Below are 14525 nucleotides of genomic sequence, written 5' to 3' on the forward strand. Positions count from 1 at the left end.
GCGATGCGCGGGGGGAGGGGGCTCAGGCGAAGTCGAAGTTCATCAATGGCCCGGCCGGGCCGACGAACTCACCCTGCACGTAGTCGACGCCGGCACTGAACAGCAGGCTCATCGAATTGGCATCGGCGACGAACTCGGCGATGGTGCGGATGTTGGCCGACTGCGCGCGGGCGGTGATCTCGCTGATCTTCTCGCTGTGCTCGCGGGTGCGGGCGAAATCGCAGGTGAAGTCGCGGTCCAGCTTGAGGAACTGCGGCTGGAAGTGCGCCAGCAGCTGGAACGAATCCAGCCCCGAACCAAACTGTTCCAGTCCGATCCGGCAGCCCAGCGGCGCCACCTCGGCGAGGAACTGCTGCGCATTGCGCAGATGCGTGAACACCTTGGCCTCCGGTGCGTGCAGCCACAGCCGTTCGCCGGGCACACCGTGTGCGGTGAGCTCGCGGCGCAGGGTCGCCACCATCAACGGATCGTTGAACGACTCCGGGGTGATCTTGACCATCATGTGGGTGGCATGGCCGGCCCGCATGCGCGCGCCCAGCACGCCGATCGCATGCGCCACCACCCAGCGGTTGATGTCGGCCAGCAGGCCGTGTTCCTCGGCGATGCCCAGGAAGGCGGTCGGGCTGAGCAGCTCGCCGTTGTTGTCCAGCCGCAGGTAAGCCTCGTACAACTCCAGCGGCTCGCCCTGCAGGTTGAGCACCGGCTGGTAGTGCAGCTGGAAGCCATCGCCGGCCAGCGCCTCGCCGATGCGTGCGACCCAGCGCTGGATGCGTTCTTCTTCGACGCGGTCGACTGCGGAGGGGTCGAAGATGCGCGTGGTGTTGCCCAACTCGGACGCGGCCTGCTGGCATTCGGTGGCGCGTGCCAGCACCTGGCCGATGCTGGCGATCTTCTCACCCACCTGCACACCGCCGATGCTGACGGTGACCGTGGCCGAGCGCGCGCCGATGCTGAACACCTCGGCGGCGAAGCGCTCGCGGATCTGGTCGGCCAGCGCCACGGTCTGCGCATAGGCACCTTCGGTGAGCACCGCGAAGCTGTGTTCGCCGAAGCGCGCCACCTGCACGCCATCGCCGACGCTGTCGGCCAGCACCCGGGCCAGCGCGCCGATCAAGGCATCAGCCGAATCCAGCCCGATGTCCGGCAGCAGCCGCGCATAGTGGTCCGGCTCGACCAGCAGCAGGCCGAACTGGCCTTCGCTGCGGCCGGCCTGGGCCACTGCGTTTTCCACATGCAGCATGAAGGTCGGGCGGTTGAGCAGGCCGGTGACCTGGTCGCGCTGGCGCAGGTCTTCGACCTCGCGCGCCAGCTCCGGGTCCAGCTCCATGCGGCGGCGGAACACCACCTGCAGGCAGGACTCGCCTTCGTAGCTGGCCTGGGTGAATTCCATGGTCGCCGCGAACACCGCGCCGTCCTGGTTGCGCGCATCCACCTGGTACTGCGGCGGCGGCGCCTCGCCCTTGCTGAGCGACTTGAGCAGCTGCTTGAAGCCGTCGACGTGCTGCGGGGCCACCATGTCCAGCAGCGAAATGCCTTCGACGTCATCGAAAGATTCGTAGCCGAACATCTCCAGGTACGCCTCGTTGGCGCGGATGTGCATGCCTTCGTGGACGTAGGCGATCGGTTCGCGCGAAGAGGCGATCAGCGCATCGCAGCGGCGCTCGGTTTCGCGCATCTGCGCCTCGATCCGGCGCAGGCCGCGGCGGGCGTGCAGGTCGGTCCACTCGTTGCGCACCACCGCCAGCACGTGCTCGGGGCGATGGCGCAGGGCGATGGCGCGGAAACCGTTGGCGCCGGCCTCGACCCATTCGTTCTCATCGATGCTCTCGGCCAGCAGGACCATCGGGATGTCCTTGCCGCTGGCCGCGATCTGCTGTGAGACCTGCAGCAGCGCGATGCTCTGCGCAGGCGCGGCCAGCACCAGGTCGATCGGCTGGCTGCCCAGGATCTGGACCAGCTCGTCATGGTTCTGCGGCCGCGCCGGACGCACCGCGATCCCGCTGTTGCGCAGCGTGCTGACGATGGTTTCAGCGTTCTCGCCGCTGTCATCCACGATCAGCAGGCGCACGGTGATGTCATTCGTGTTCTGCATTCACTACTCCCCGGACTGCAAACTTGATACACGATGCATGCGATTACGTCCATGCGGCAAACGGTAGCCGGTCACGGATCGTGCGCCTGCTCAGACCGCCTGGCCGGCGGCATGGCCGCAGGCCCAGGCCCACTGGAAGTTGTAGCCGCCCAGCCAGCCGGTCACGTCCAGCACTTCCCCGATGAAATGCAGCCCCGGCACCAGTTGCGATTCGAAGGTGCTGGAAGAGACCTTGCGGGTGTCCACGCCCCCCAGCGTGACCTCGGCGGTGCGGTAGCCCTCGGTGCCGCTGGCCACCAGCGGGAAGTCCTGCAGCAGCGCGGCGGCCTCGCGCAGCTGGCGCTCGTCGATCTGCTTGACCGGGCGGTCCGGCAGCCAGTGCTCGCACAGGCGCAGGGCCAGCCGGCGCGGCAGCACTTCGGACAACACGGTGCGCAACTCGGCGCTGCCGCGGTCGCGCTTCATCGCGCGCAGCCAGGCGTCGGCATCCTGGCCGGGCATCAGGTCCAGGCGCAGGTCGTCGCCGGGCTGCCAGAACGAGGAGATCTGCAGGATCGCCGGGCCGCTGATGCCGCGGTGGGTGATCAGCATCGAGTTGCGGAATTCGACGTCATTGCAGCGCGCCGTGATCGGCAGCGCCACCCCGCTGAGTTCGTTGAAGCGTTCCTGGTGCTTGCCGCTCAGGGTCAGCGGCACCAGCCCGGCGCGGGTCGGCAGCACGTCGTGGCCGAACTGGCGCGCCAGCTCGTAGCCGAAGCCGGTTGCCCCCATGCTCGGAATCGACAGCCCGCCGGTGGCAACCACCAGCGAGGCGGCATGGAAATGCCCCTGCGCGGTGTGCACGTGGAAGCCATCGGCACCGCGCTCGACCCGGGTCACCGCGCAGTCGGTGCGGATCTGCACCCCGGCCGCCGTGCACTCGTCCACCAGCATGCGCACGATCTGCTTGGAGGAGATATCGCAGAACAGCTGGCCGAGTTCCTTCTCGTGATAGGCGATGCCGTGGCGCTCGACCATCTCGATGAAGTGGTAGGGCGTGTAGCGCGCCAGCGCCGACTTGCAGAAGTGCGGGTTGGCCGACAGGAAGTTGGCCGGGGTGGTGCCGGTGTTGGTGAAATTGCAGCGCCCACCACCGGACATCAGGATCTTCTTGCCCACCTTGTTGGCATGGTCGATCACCTGCACGATGCGGCCGCGCTGGCCGGCGGTCAGCGCGCACATCAGCCCGGCCGCGCCGGCACCGATCACCAGCACGTCGCACGCAATGGGCTTCATCGCCTGGCTCATTCCTTGGCGCGCTTGCGCCAGGTCGGGATCACGTCCAGCTGCATCTGGTCGTTGATCAGCTGCACTTCGCCGTCCTGGATCAGCACGCTCCAGCGCATGGCGCGCTGGATCTGCCCGGCCCAGCGCTCCACGAATCCGCCCTCCAGATCGAGCACCGAGAGGTTGTCGAAGCGCTCCAGGCCCTTGGCCTGCTTGGTCCACCACACATCGGCGGCATGGCCGGCGAAGGTCACCACCTGCACCTGGCGGCTGCGGTTGCAGGCCTTGCGGATGCGCGATTCGTCAGGCTGGCCCAGGTCGATCCACTGCAGGATGTCGCCGGTGTAGTCGCGGTGCCACAGGTCCGGCTCGTCGTCGGTGCTCAGCCCGCGGCCAAATTCCAGGCGCTCTTCGGCATTCAGCGCAAAGGCCAGCAGCCGCACCATCAGGCGCTCATCGTTTTCCGACGGGTGCTGGGCCAGGGTCAGATTGTGGGTCGCGTAGTAGCCGCGATCCATATCGCTGATCTGCAGTTCGGCCTTGCGGATGGTGGCGGTGAGGGCCATGGGGATACCGTGAACAAAGAGCGCCATGATAATGGGTGGGCCATGACCCCGTCCGATCCAATCTCCACCGGCCTTGCCGCCAGCCACCTGCAGTTGCCGCCCGGCGACTGGCCGACCCTGCTCGATGGCTTGTGTGCACGCTTTCCGCGCATTGACCGCGCGCAGTGGCAAAGCCGCTTCGCGCGCGGCCGGGTGCTGGACGCGCAGGGCAGGGCGCTGGCGGCGGACCGGCCGTGGCAGGTGGGGCTGGAAATCCAGTATTTCCGGGAAGTGGCCGATGAACCGGTGATTCCGTTCGTCGAAACCATCCTCTACCAGGACGCGGATCTTCTGGTGGCCGACAAACCCCATTTCCTGCCGGTCACCCCCGCCGGCGGCCATGTGCGCGAAACCCTGCTGGCGCGGCTGGTGGCGCGCACTGGCAACCCGGACCTGGTGCCGCTGCACCGGCTGGACAAGCTGACCGCCGGGCTGGTGTTGTTCTCGGCCCGGCCCGATACCCGTGATGCTTACCAGCGCCTGTTCCGCGAGCGCCGCATCGACAAGACCTACGAGGCGCTGGCCCCGGCCTTGACCGCGATGGGCTTCCCGCTGGAGCGGCACAGCCGGATGGTGCCGGGCGAGCCGTTCTTCCGCATGGCCGAGGCCCCGGGCGCGTCGAACGCGCGGACCCGCATCGAGGTGATCGCGCGCAGCGGGGCGGTCTGGCACTACCGGCTGCACCCCGAATCCGGGCGCAAGCACCAGCTGCGCGTGCACATGGCCGCGCTCGGCGCACCGATCCTGGGTGACGACCTGTACCCGCAGTTGTGCCAGCGCGACGACCCCGGTTTCAGCCGACCCCTGCAGCTGCTGGCCCAGGCACTGGCCTTCAACGACCCGCTGACCGGCGAACCCCGCCAGTTCACCAGCCACCGCACCCTGCAGCCCGGGTAGTGCCGGCCGCTGGCCGGCTCCCCTAGATGCCTCCACCGCCGACCAACCGGTTGATCCAGATGGCCCAAGGCGCCGGCCAGCGGCCGGCACCACCGGTTACCGTCGCGCCAGCCAGCGGTCCAGTTCGGCCGCGAACGCCTGCCGGTCACGCGCGTTCAGCGGCGGTGGCCCGCCGGTCTGGACCCCGGCGCCGCGCAGTTCCTCCATGAAATTGCGCATCGACAGCCGCTCGGCCATGTTGTCGGGGGTGTACAGCTGCCCGCGTGGGTTCAGCGCGACGGCCTTCCTGGCCAGCACCAGCGCCGCCAGCGGGATGTCCTGGGTGACCACCAGGTCGCCTGCGGACACCCGCTCGACGATCACGCTGTCGGCCACATCCAGGCCCGGCGGCACCTGCAGGGCGCTGATATGGCGGGAGGGCGGGGTACGCAGCGCATGGTTGGCGACCAGGGTCAGCGGGATCTTCACGCGCTCGGCAGCACGGAACAGGATCTCTTTGATGACCCCGGGGCAGGCATCGGCGTCCACCCAGATGCGGGAAAGCAAGGGATTTGAGTCGGGCATTTGGCTGATCTTAAGGTAAGAAAATTCTGAATAGGGGCTGAGAATTTGTGTAGCATTGCCCAATCCCTTGTCCCGTCAGGCGTGACGAGGGAACGGCTGAATAAATCAGCTATCGCTTTTTCGGTAAAACACGCGTATCGTCGCTCTCACTGTGTTTGCTAGGGTCACCGTGAATCGTGGCCTGGTGCAGTTGATCTCACGATCTGCTCATCGATCCGCTTTACCAACGCCTGCAACTCAGTCTCGGCCCCGATTTCCGGGAGCCGCGATTTTTCCAACTTATGTTTCAGGAGTTAGTACATGTCTGATCGTCAGACCGGCACTGTCAAGTGGTTCAACGACGCCAAGGGCTTCGGCTTCATCACCCCGGAAAGCGGCCCGGACCTCTTCGTCCACTTCCGCGCCATCCAGGGCACCGGCTTCAAGTCGCTGCAGGAAGGCCAGAAGGTCACCTTCGTCGCCGTCCAGGGCCAGAAGGGTATGCAGGCTGATCAGGTGCAGGCGGCCTAATAGGCCCCCCGCTACCGTCAGGTTGCAATGAAACGCCGGGAGCGAAAGCTCCCGGCGTTTTTATTTGTGCGTTCGTTGCGCGGCCCCGGGGCAATGACGTCAGCGTGCCGCCGCCACGGTTAGGATGACGCTTTGAATCCGCGGAACCGTCGATGATCAAGGTGCACCATCTGGACCACTCGCGCTCGCAGCGCGTGTTGTGGATGCTCGAAGAGCTGGGGCTGCCGTACCAGCTGGTCAACTACCAACGCGACCCGAAGACCTGGCTGGCACCGCAGGCGCTGCGCGAGATCCATCCGTTGGGCAAGTCGCCGGTGCTGCAGGACGATGCGCTGGTGCTGGCCGAATCCGGTGCGATCCTGGAATACCTGGCCGACCGCTACGACAGCGCCCGCCAGCTCTCGCCCGAGCCGCTGCCGGCGCAGGCGGCCGAGCGCCTGCGCTACCGCTACTGGATGCACTACGCCGAAGGCTCGGCGATGCCACCGCTGGTGATGAGCCTGGTGTTCGCGCGGGTGCGCAAGGCGCCGATGCCGTTCTTTGCCAAGCCGATCGCGCGCGGCATCGTCGACAAGGTGATGAAGACCTTCGTCGGCCCGCAGCTGAAGCTGCACCTGGACTGGATGGAGGCCGAACTGGGCAAGGCACCGTGGTTTGCCGGTGAGCGTTTCACCGCCGCCGACATCCAGATGAGCTTTCCGGTCCAGGCCGCGGCCATCCGCGCTGGCGACATGGCGGCCTACCCGAAGCTGCAGGCGTTCGTGCAGCGCATCGAACAGCGCCCGGCCTACCAGTGTGCCATCGAGCGCGGTGGTCCGTTGAATCTCGGCGCGGGCGCGCGTTGAGCTTGTGGGGGCGCGGCGACGCCCCCATTTCATGACGATGAGCACTGAACCGCTGCACTTCGACAACCGCTTCATCCGTGACCTGCCCGGCGATGAAGAAACCGGCCCCCGCGTGCGTGAAGTGCGCGGTGCGGCGTGGTCCTCGGTACTGCCCACCCCGGTGGCGGCGCCGCAGCTGCTGGCGCACGCACCCGAGGTGGCCACGTTGCTTGGCATGGGCGCGGACCTGGTCGATGACGACGCCTTTGCACGCGTGTTCGGCGGCAATGCGCTGTATGCCGGCATGCAGCCCTGGGCGGCCAACTACGGCGGCCATCAGTTCGGTCACTGGGCCGGGCAGCTGGGCGATGGCCGCGCGATTTCGCTGGGTGAGCTGATCACCGCGGAAGGTGCGCGCTGGGAGCTGCAGCTCAAGGGGGCAGGGCGCACGCCCTATTCGCGCGGCGCCGACGGCCGTGCGGTACTGCGTTCGTCGATCCGCGAGTTCCTGTGCAGCGAGGCCATGCATCATCTCGGTGTGCCGACCACGCGCGCGCTGAGCCTGGTCGGTACCGGCGAGACGGTGGTGCGCGACATGTTCTATGACGGCCATCCGCAGGCCGAGCCGGGGGCGATCGTGTGCCGGGTGGCACCGTCGTTCATCCGCTTCGGCACGTTCGAGCTGCCGGCCTCGCGCGGCGATACCGCTTTGCTGCGCCAGCTGGCCGATGCCTGCATCGCGCGTGATTTCCCCGCACTGGCCGATGCCGGCGCGGACCGCCACGCGCGCTGGTTCGCGCAGATCTGCGAACGCACCGCGGTGCTGGTCGCGCACTGGATGCGGGTCGGCTTCGTGCATGGCGTGATGAACACCGACAACATGTCCATCCTCGGCCTCACCATCGACTACGGCCCGTATGGCTGGGTCGATGACTACGATCCGGACTGGACACCCAACACCACCGACGCGCAGGGGCGTCGCTACCGCTTCGGCACGCAGCCGCAGGTGGCGTACTGGAACCTCACCCGGCTGGCGCAGGCGCTGGCCCCGTTGTTCGACGATGTCGCACCGCTGCACGAAGGCCTGGCACGCTTCCAGGCGGTGCACGCGCAGTGCGAGCGCGAGGACATCGCGGCCAAGTTCGGCCTGGCCGACTGCCGTGATGACGACCTGGCGATGATGGCGGCCTGGCTGCAGATCCTGCACGACGGCGAGATGGACATGAGCATCGCCTTCCGTGCATTGGCCAGCCTGGATCCGGCTTCACCGTCGGTGGATATCCTCGATGCCGCGTTCTATACGCCGGAACGGCGTGCAGCGGTGTTGCCGGCCCTGCAGGCGTGGCTGCAGCAATACGCTGCCCGGGTACGTGGCGACCGCCTGGAGGCGGATGCGCGCGTGCAGCGGATGCAGCGCGCCAATCCGCGCTACGTACTGCGCAACTGGTTGGCGCAGGAGGCGATCGAGCAGGCCGAGCGGGGCGATTTGAGTGGCGTGCACACCCTGCTGGAGGTGCTGCGCCACCCCTATGACGAGCAGCCCGGACGTGAGCACTACGCGGGCAAGCGCCCGGACTGGGCGCGTGACAAGCCCGGCTGCTCCACACTGTCCTGCAGCTCGTGAGCAGGCCTGGGGGCCGGCCGGGTTAAGCTGTGCCGCCCCGTTTACTGCCCTGACCATGACCGATTCCACCCCCACGCCTGCCTGGGCCGGTCGCCTGCGCGACATCGCCGATTTCCCCAAGCCGGGCATTCTGTTCAAGGACATCATGCCGCTGCTGGCCGATGGCGCCGATTTCGCCGCCGCGGTGGATGCGATGGTGGCGCCGTGGCGCGATGCGCAGCTGCAGGCGGTGATGGGTATCGAGTCGCGCGGCTTCATCCTCGGCGCGGCGATGGCGCGGGTGCTGGGCGTGGGCTTCGTGCCGGTGCGCAAGCCGGGCAAGTTGCCGGGGCGCACCCTGAAACAGGAATACACCCTGGAATACCGTACCGACAGCATCGAGGTGCACGCCGACGCCTTGCCGGCCGGCGCACGGGTGCTGGTGGTGGATGACGTGCTGGCCACGGGTGGCACGCTGTTGGCGGCGCTGTCGCTGGCGCAGCAGCTGCAGGTCGAGGTCGTGGGCGCGGCGGTGCTGGTCGAGCTGGCCGGCCTGGGCGGCCGTGAGCGCTGGAACGCCGACGTGCCGCTGCTGGCGAACCTGGTGTACTGATCCCCAGGTTGCTGCGCGTTTTACCGGGGAGCCGGCCAGCGGCCGGCACTACCTTGTCCTCCACCATCGGGTAGTGCCGGCCGTTGGCCGGCTCCCCGCGATGCTAGGTAACGCATTACATCTGCCGCACGCGGAAACGACGGCCCTTGATCTTGCCCGCTTCCAGCCGCGAGATCGCCTTGCCGACATGCTCGCGCGCGATCGCCACGTACGAGCGCGTGGCGTAGATGTCGATCTTGCCGATCACCTTGGCCGACAGCCCGGCATCGCCGGTCAGCGCGCCGAGGATGTCGCCGGGGCGCAGCTTGTCGGTCTTGCCGCCGTCGATGCGTAGGGTTTCCATCGCCGCCTGCGGCAGCACCGCCGGACGCGCGGTGGCCAGCGGGGTTTTCTGCCAGTCCAGCGGCTTGCCCTGCGCGGCTTCCAGCGCGTCGGCGCGGTTGCGCTCGCGGCCGGTGACCAGGCTGATCGCAAGGCCGGTAGCACCGGCGCGACCGGTACGGCCCACGCGGTGCTCATAGGTTTCGATATCGGTGGGCAGCTCGTAGTTGATCACCGCTGCCAGGTCCTGCACGTCCAGTCCGCGGGCGGCGACGTCGCTGGCCACCAGCACGTTGCAGCTGCGGTTGGCGAAGCGCACCAGTACTTCATCGCGATCGCGCTGCTCCATCTCACCGTGCAGCGGCAGCGCGGAGAAGCCGAACTGCTGCAGCGAGTTGGCGACATCGTCCACGTCGCGACGGGTGTTGCAGAACACCACGGTCGATTCGGGGTTGTACTTCAGCAGCAGGCCGGCCAGCGCCTTCTGCTTGCTGGCCAGGTCGACTTCGCAGAACAGGTGGCGGATCGCCGGCGCGTGGTCGGCGCCTTCCACGGTCACTTCCACCGGGTCACGCAGCAGCACCCGCGCGATCTCGCGGATCTCATCGGGGAAGGTGGCCGAGAACAGCAGCGTCTGGCGGTCCTTGTTGGTGCGCCCGGCAATCTCGCGGATCGGCTCTTCAAAGCCCATGTCGAGCATGCGGTCGGCTTCGTCCAGCACCAGCGTGGTCACCCCGCCCAGGTGCAGGGCGCGCTTGCGGCCCAGCTCCTGGATGCGCCCGGGCGTTCCTACCACCACGTGCGGGTCGTGCGCTTCCAGCGAGGCCAGCTGCGGGCCCAGCGGCATGCCGCCGGTCAGCACCACCAGCTTCAGGTTGGGGATGCCGGTGGCGAGCTTGCGAATCTGCTTGCCGACCTGGTCGGCCAGTTCGCGGGTCGGGCACAGCACCAGCGCCTGCGCGCGGATCACCGACGGGTCCAGTGCCTGCAGCAGGCCCAGGCCGAACGCGGCGGTCTTGCCGGAGCCGGTCGGGGCCTGTGCGATCACATCGCGGCGCTCAAGGATCGCCGGCAGGCTTTGTGCCTGCACGGGGGTGAGCGAGGTATAGCCCAGGGCATCGATGCCGGGCAGCAGCGCTGGTTTCAGCGGCAGGGAAGAGAATTCAGACATGCGGTAGTGTCGCAGAAGTCCGCCCCGGCTGCCTCAGCCGATCAGCGCATGCACGCTCAGGTTGATGCCCAGCCCGCCACCGAGCAGCCAGCCGAACAGCAGCAGGGCCAGCAGCAGCGGCTTGATTCCGGCCTGGCGCAGCGCCGAAACGTGGGTGGTCAGGCCCAGCGCGGCCATCGCCATGGCCAGCAGCACCGTATCCAGGTCGATGGCCGCATGCACCACGCTGGCCGGTAGCAGCTGCAGCGAGTTGAACCCGGCCACGGCCACGAAGCCGAACGCGAACCACGGCACCACGATCTTCGCCCGCGCCGCGCCGGGCTGGGCGCGGCGACCGCGTGCCAGCAGCAGCGACAAGCCCACCAGGAACGGGGCCAGCATCATCACCCGCACCATCTTGGCGATCACCGCGGTATCGGCTGCGCCCTCGCTGACCGCACGCCCGGCCGCCACCACCTGGGCCACTTCGTGCACGGTCGAGCCGGTGAACACGCCGTACATCGATGCGCTCATCGGCACCCAGCCGTGGGCCAGGTTGAGCTGGTACAGCAGCGGGTACAGGAACATCGCCAGCGTGCCGAACACCACCACCGTGGAGACCGCCACCGTCACCTGTTCGGCACGCCCACGCACCACCGGTTCGGCCGCCATCACCGCCGCGGCGCCGCAGATCGAGCTGCCGGCCCCGATCAGCAGCGCGCTGTCACGGTCGATCCCCAACCAGCGCGTGCCGGCCCACCAGGCCAGGCCGAAGGTGCTGAGCAGCACCAGCGCATCGATCAATACGCCGGACACGCCGACCTGGCCGATGTCCTGGAAGGTCAGGCGCAGCCCGTACAGCACGATGCCGGCACGCAGCAGCCACTGCTTGGAGAAGCCGACACCGGCACCGGCGCGCGGGGCCAGCGCCGGGTAGAGGCTGTTGCCCAACACGATGCCCAGCACGATGGCGAGGGTGAGCGCGCTGATCCCATGCGCCTGCAGCCACGGCACCTCGGCCAGCGCCATCGCCGCGGCCGCGACCAGTGCCGTCAGCAGCAGGCCGGGCGCACGACCGCGCCAGCGCTGGGTCAGGGTAGGCGAGGACAGGGGCAAAGAGGGGGCGTTCACGGACAAGCTCCAACCGGATCAGGTGCCCAGCCTGCGCGCCAGGCCTAAACCTGTAAAACGCATTGTTCATGTCATTTCAACCTGTTTCATGGGTTAATGGCTGCATGCACCTCACACTGCGCCAATGGCAGGTATTCGTGACCGTGGCCGAGGCGGGCACCACCGCGGCGGCCGGGGAGCAGTTGGCGTTGTCGCAGTCGGCGACCAGCGCGGCGCTGAAGGAGCTCGAAGCGCAGCTGCCCACGCCGCTGTTCGACCGCATCGGCCGTCGGCTGGTGCTCAATGCGCACGGTCGCGCCCTGCTGGATCCGGCGCGGGCGCTGCTGGCGGCGGCCACCGATCTGGAAGCTGCGGCCGGCGTCGGCCGCGACCGGGCGGGCGATGTGCTGCCGATCCAGCTGCGGATCGGCGCCAGCACCACCATCGGCAATTACCTGCTGCCGGTGCGGGTGGCGGCGCTGCTGCACGACAACCCGCGCGCGCAGGTGGACCTGCGGATCGGCAACAGTGCCGAGGTGGTGGCCGCCGTGCAGCGACTGGAGGTCGATTTCGGCCTGATCGAAGGCCCCTGCCATGAAAGCGGTCTGCAGGTACTGCCCTGGCAGCGCGATGAACTGGTAATCGTGGCCGCGGCCCACGCGCTGCCGTCGACGGTGACGCTGGAGATGCTGGCGCAGGCGCGCTGGCTGCTGCGCGAGCCCGGTTCGGGTACCCGCGAGACGGTCGAGCAGGCGCTGCTGCCGCATCTGCATCATTTCGCCCGTTCGATGCAGCTCGGCAGCACCGAGGCGATCAAGCAGGCCGCCGCCGCAGGGCTGGGCCTGGCCTGTGTGTCCCGGCATGCCGTGGCCGACCTGGCCGCGCTGGGGATCCTGCAGATTCTGGATACACCGCTGCCGCCGCTGTCGCGCCAGCTGTGGCTGGTGCGGCATCCGGGCAAGCGCGTGCCGCCGCGGCTGGGTGAACTGTTGGCACTGCCCCCCCGCGTTTTCCAGCACGGCTGAGCGACGCCGCGGCCCGCCAGCCGGTACAATGGTCGGATGCCTCTGATTACTCTGCAAAACGTCGACTTCAGCGTCGGCGGCCCGTTGTTGCTGGAAAAAGCCGAACTGTCGATCGAACCGGGCGAGCGTATTGCCCTGATCGGCCGCAACGGCGCCGGCAAATCGACCCTGCTCAAGCTGCTGTCCGGCGACCACAAGCCCGACGACGGAGAAATCCGCGTGCAGCAAGGGGTGCGCGTCACCCGCCTGGAGCAGGAAGTGCCGCACGGCGCCGCCGGCAGCGTGTTCGACGTCGTGGCCGATGGCCTGGGCGAACTGGGCCAGTGGCTGGCGGAATTCCATCACCTGAGCATGGCCGACGAGTTCGACGGCGATGCACTGGGCGCGGTACAGGCCAAGATCGACGCCGCCAATGGCTGGGGCCTGGACCAGCGCGTCACCGAAACCCTGACCAAGCTCGACCTCGATGGCGAGGCCGAATTCGCCCGCCTGTCCGGCGGCATGAAGCGCCGCGTGCTGCTCGGCCGCGCGCTGGTGTCCGCACCGGACCTGCTGCTGCTCGACGAACCCACCAACCACCTGGACATCGAAGCCATCGACTGGCTGGAAATGTTCCTCAAGAACTGGAACGGCAGCGTGGTGTTCGTCACCCATGACCGTCGCTTCCTGCGCGCGCTGGCCACCCGCATCGTCGAGATCGACCGCGGCCAGGTCACCAGCTGGCCGGGCGACTGGGCCAACTACGAGCGCCGCCGCGAAGAACGGCTCAACGCGCAGGCCCAGGAAAACGCGCGCTTCGACAAGATGCTGGCGCAGGAAGAAGTCTGGATCCGGCAGGGCATCAAGGCCCGTCGTACCCGCGATGAAGGCCGTGTGCGCCGCCTCAAGGCGATGCGCAGCGAGCGTTCGCAGCGGCGCGAGCTGGGTGGCAATGTGCGCATGGAAGCGGCGCAGGCGGAGAATTCCGGCAAGAAGGTCATCGACGTCAAGGACATCTCGTTCGCCTTCGGCGCACGCACGATGGTCAAGGATTTCAGCACCGTGATCCTGCGCGGCGACCGCATTGGCCTGATCGGCCCGAACGGCAGCGGCAAGACCACCCTGCTCAAGCTGCTGCTGGGCGACCTGCAGCCGCAGAGCGGTGAAGTGCGCGCCGGCACCAACCTGCAGATTGCCTACTTCGACCAGTACCGTTCGGTGCTGCGCGAGGATTGGACCGCGATCGAGAACGTGGCCGAAGGCCGCGATTTCATCGAGTTCAATGGCAAGCGCAAGCATGTGCACGCTTACCTGCAGGACTTCCTGTTCTCACCCGAGCGTGCGCGTGCGCCGATCACCCGCCTGTCCGGTGGTGAGCGCAACCGCCTGCTGCTGGCCAAGCTGTTCGCGCAGCCGTCCAACCTGCTGGTCATGGATGAACCGACCAACGACCTGGACGTGGAAACCCTGGAGCTGCTCGAAGAGCTGCTCAGCGACTACACCGGCACGTTGCTGCTGGTCAGCCATGACCGTGACTTCCTCGACAACGTGGTGACTTCCACGATGGTGATGGAAGGCGACGGCGTGGTCGGCGAGTACGTCGGTGGCTACAGCGACTGGCAGCGTCACGCCGAACGCGTGGCTGCGATCGCCGCCGCTGCACCGGTGGTGGCGGCAAAGCCGGCGACGGCCACCGCGGCTGCCGCGGAACCGGCGGCCGCCAAGCGCAAGCTCAGCTACAAGGACGCGCGCGAGCTGGAACAGCTGCCGTTGAAGATCGAACAGCTGGAGAAGGACGTCGAAGGCCTCACCGCCGCGATGAACGACCCGGCGTTCTACCAGCGCAGCGCGCCGGACATGGCCGCCCACACCCAGCAGTTGAACAAGGTGCAGGCCGAGCTGGACGCCGCGTACGCGCGCTGGGAAGAACTGGGCGGCTGATGCAATCGGCGCCCGAAGGCGCCGA

Annotated in this window: 13 protein-coding genes; 7 read left to right on the forward strand and 6 right to left on the reverse strand. The window is 67.8% G+C overall.

The window, feature by feature from the left end; genetic code table 11:
- Window positions 1–22: 22 nt before the first annotated feature.
- The 3 genes from AC3IPM_RS08405 to AC3IPM_RS08415 all read right to left on the reverse strand — a co-directional run bounded on the left by AC3IPM_RS08405 (window position 23) and on the right by AC3IPM_RS08415 (window position 3924).
- Window positions 23–2092, reverse strand: a complete 2070-nt coding sequence (locus AC3IPM_RS08405) for an EAL domain-containing response regulator (protein ID WP_489303490.1) — start codon at window positions 2090–2092, stop codon at window positions 23–25.
- Between the two features lie 90 nt (window positions 2093–2182).
- Window positions 2183–3367 (reverse strand): BaiN/RdsA family NAD(P)/FAD-dependent oxidoreductase, encoded by a 1185-nt coding sequence (locus AC3IPM_RS08410; protein WP_489303491.1) that lies wholly within the window; start codon window positions 3365–3367, stop codon window positions 2183–2185.
- Between the two features lie 8 nt (window positions 3368–3375).
- A complete protein-coding gene (locus AC3IPM_RS08415; RefSeq protein WP_489303492.1) occupies window positions 3376–3924 on the reverse strand; it encodes a YaeQ family protein in 549 nt (182 codons plus the stop codon).
- Between the two features lie 42 nt (window positions 3925–3966).
- Here AC3IPM_RS08415 and AC3IPM_RS08420 point away from each other — a divergent pair, with 42 nt between their 5' ends.
- Window positions 3967–4860: a pseudouridine synthase gene (locus AC3IPM_RS08420; RefSeq protein ID WP_489303493.1), complete on the forward strand. Its 894-nt coding sequence runs from the start codon at window positions 3967–3969 to the stop codon at window positions 4858–4860.
- Between the two features lie 96 nt (window positions 4861–4956).
- On the opposite strand, the gene AC3IPM_RS08425 is transcribed toward AC3IPM_RS08420, so the two are convergent.
- Window positions 4957–5424: a YaiI/YqxD family protein gene (locus AC3IPM_RS08425; protein ID WP_489303494.1), complete on the reverse strand. Its 468-nt coding sequence runs from the start codon at window positions 5422–5424 to the stop codon at window positions 4957–4959.
- Window positions 5425–5724: 300 nt separating this feature from the next.
- Between AC3IPM_RS08425 and AC3IPM_RS08430 the strand changes: the two genes are divergently transcribed.
- The 4 genes from AC3IPM_RS08430 to AC3IPM_RS08445 all read left to right on the forward strand — a co-directional run bounded on the left by AC3IPM_RS08430 (window position 5725) and on the right by AC3IPM_RS08445 (window position 8974).
- Entirely contained in the window at window positions 5725–5934 is a 210-nt protein-coding gene (locus AC3IPM_RS08430) for a cold-shock protein (protein ID WP_145477885.1), read from the forward strand.
- 152 nt (window positions 5935–6086) lie between these two features.
- A complete protein-coding gene (locus AC3IPM_RS08435; protein ID WP_489303495.1) occupies window positions 6087–6779 on the forward strand; it encodes a glutathione S-transferase family protein in 693 nt (230 codons plus the stop codon).
- Window positions 6780–6816: 37 nt separating this feature from the next.
- On the forward strand, window positions 6817–8382 hold the full coding sequence (locus AC3IPM_RS08440; protein ID WP_489303496.1) for a protein adenylyltransferase SelO: 1566 nt from the start codon (window positions 6817–6819) through the stop codon (window positions 8380–8382).
- A gap of 55 nt (window positions 8383–8437) precedes the next feature.
- Complete coding sequence (locus AC3IPM_RS08445; protein WP_489303497.1) at window positions 8438–8974, forward strand: adenine phosphoribosyltransferase; 537 nt, start codon at window positions 8438–8440, stop codon at window positions 8972–8974.
- Window positions 8975–9089: 115 nt separating this feature from the next.
- Here AC3IPM_RS08445 and dbpA read toward each other — a convergent pair whose 3' ends face one another.
- A complete protein-coding gene (gene dbpA / locus AC3IPM_RS08450) occupies window positions 9090–10466 on the reverse strand; it encodes an ATP-dependent RNA helicase DbpA (protein ID WP_489303498.1) in 1377 nt (458 codons plus the stop codon).
- 33 nt (window positions 10467–10499) lie between these two features.
- Entirely contained in the window at window positions 10500–11576 is a 1077-nt protein-coding gene (locus tag AC3IPM_RS08455) for a YeiH family protein (protein ID WP_489303499.1), read from the reverse strand.
- 104 nt (window positions 11577–11680) lie between these two features.
- Here AC3IPM_RS08455 and AC3IPM_RS08460 point away from each other — a divergent pair, with 104 nt between their 5' ends.
- A complete protein-coding gene (locus AC3IPM_RS08460) occupies window positions 11681–12580 on the forward strand; it encodes a LysR family transcriptional regulator (RefSeq protein ID WP_489303500.1) in 900 nt (299 codons plus the stop codon).
- Window positions 12581–12616: 36 nt separating this feature from the next.
- A complete protein-coding gene (gene abc-f, locus AC3IPM_RS08465; protein ID WP_489303501.1) occupies window positions 12617–14500 on the forward strand; it encodes a ribosomal protection-like ABC-F family protein in 1884 nt (627 codons plus the stop codon).
- Window positions 14501–14525 lie beyond the last annotated feature (25 nt).

The organism is Stenotrophomonas sp. GL_111, assembly GCF_057835245.1.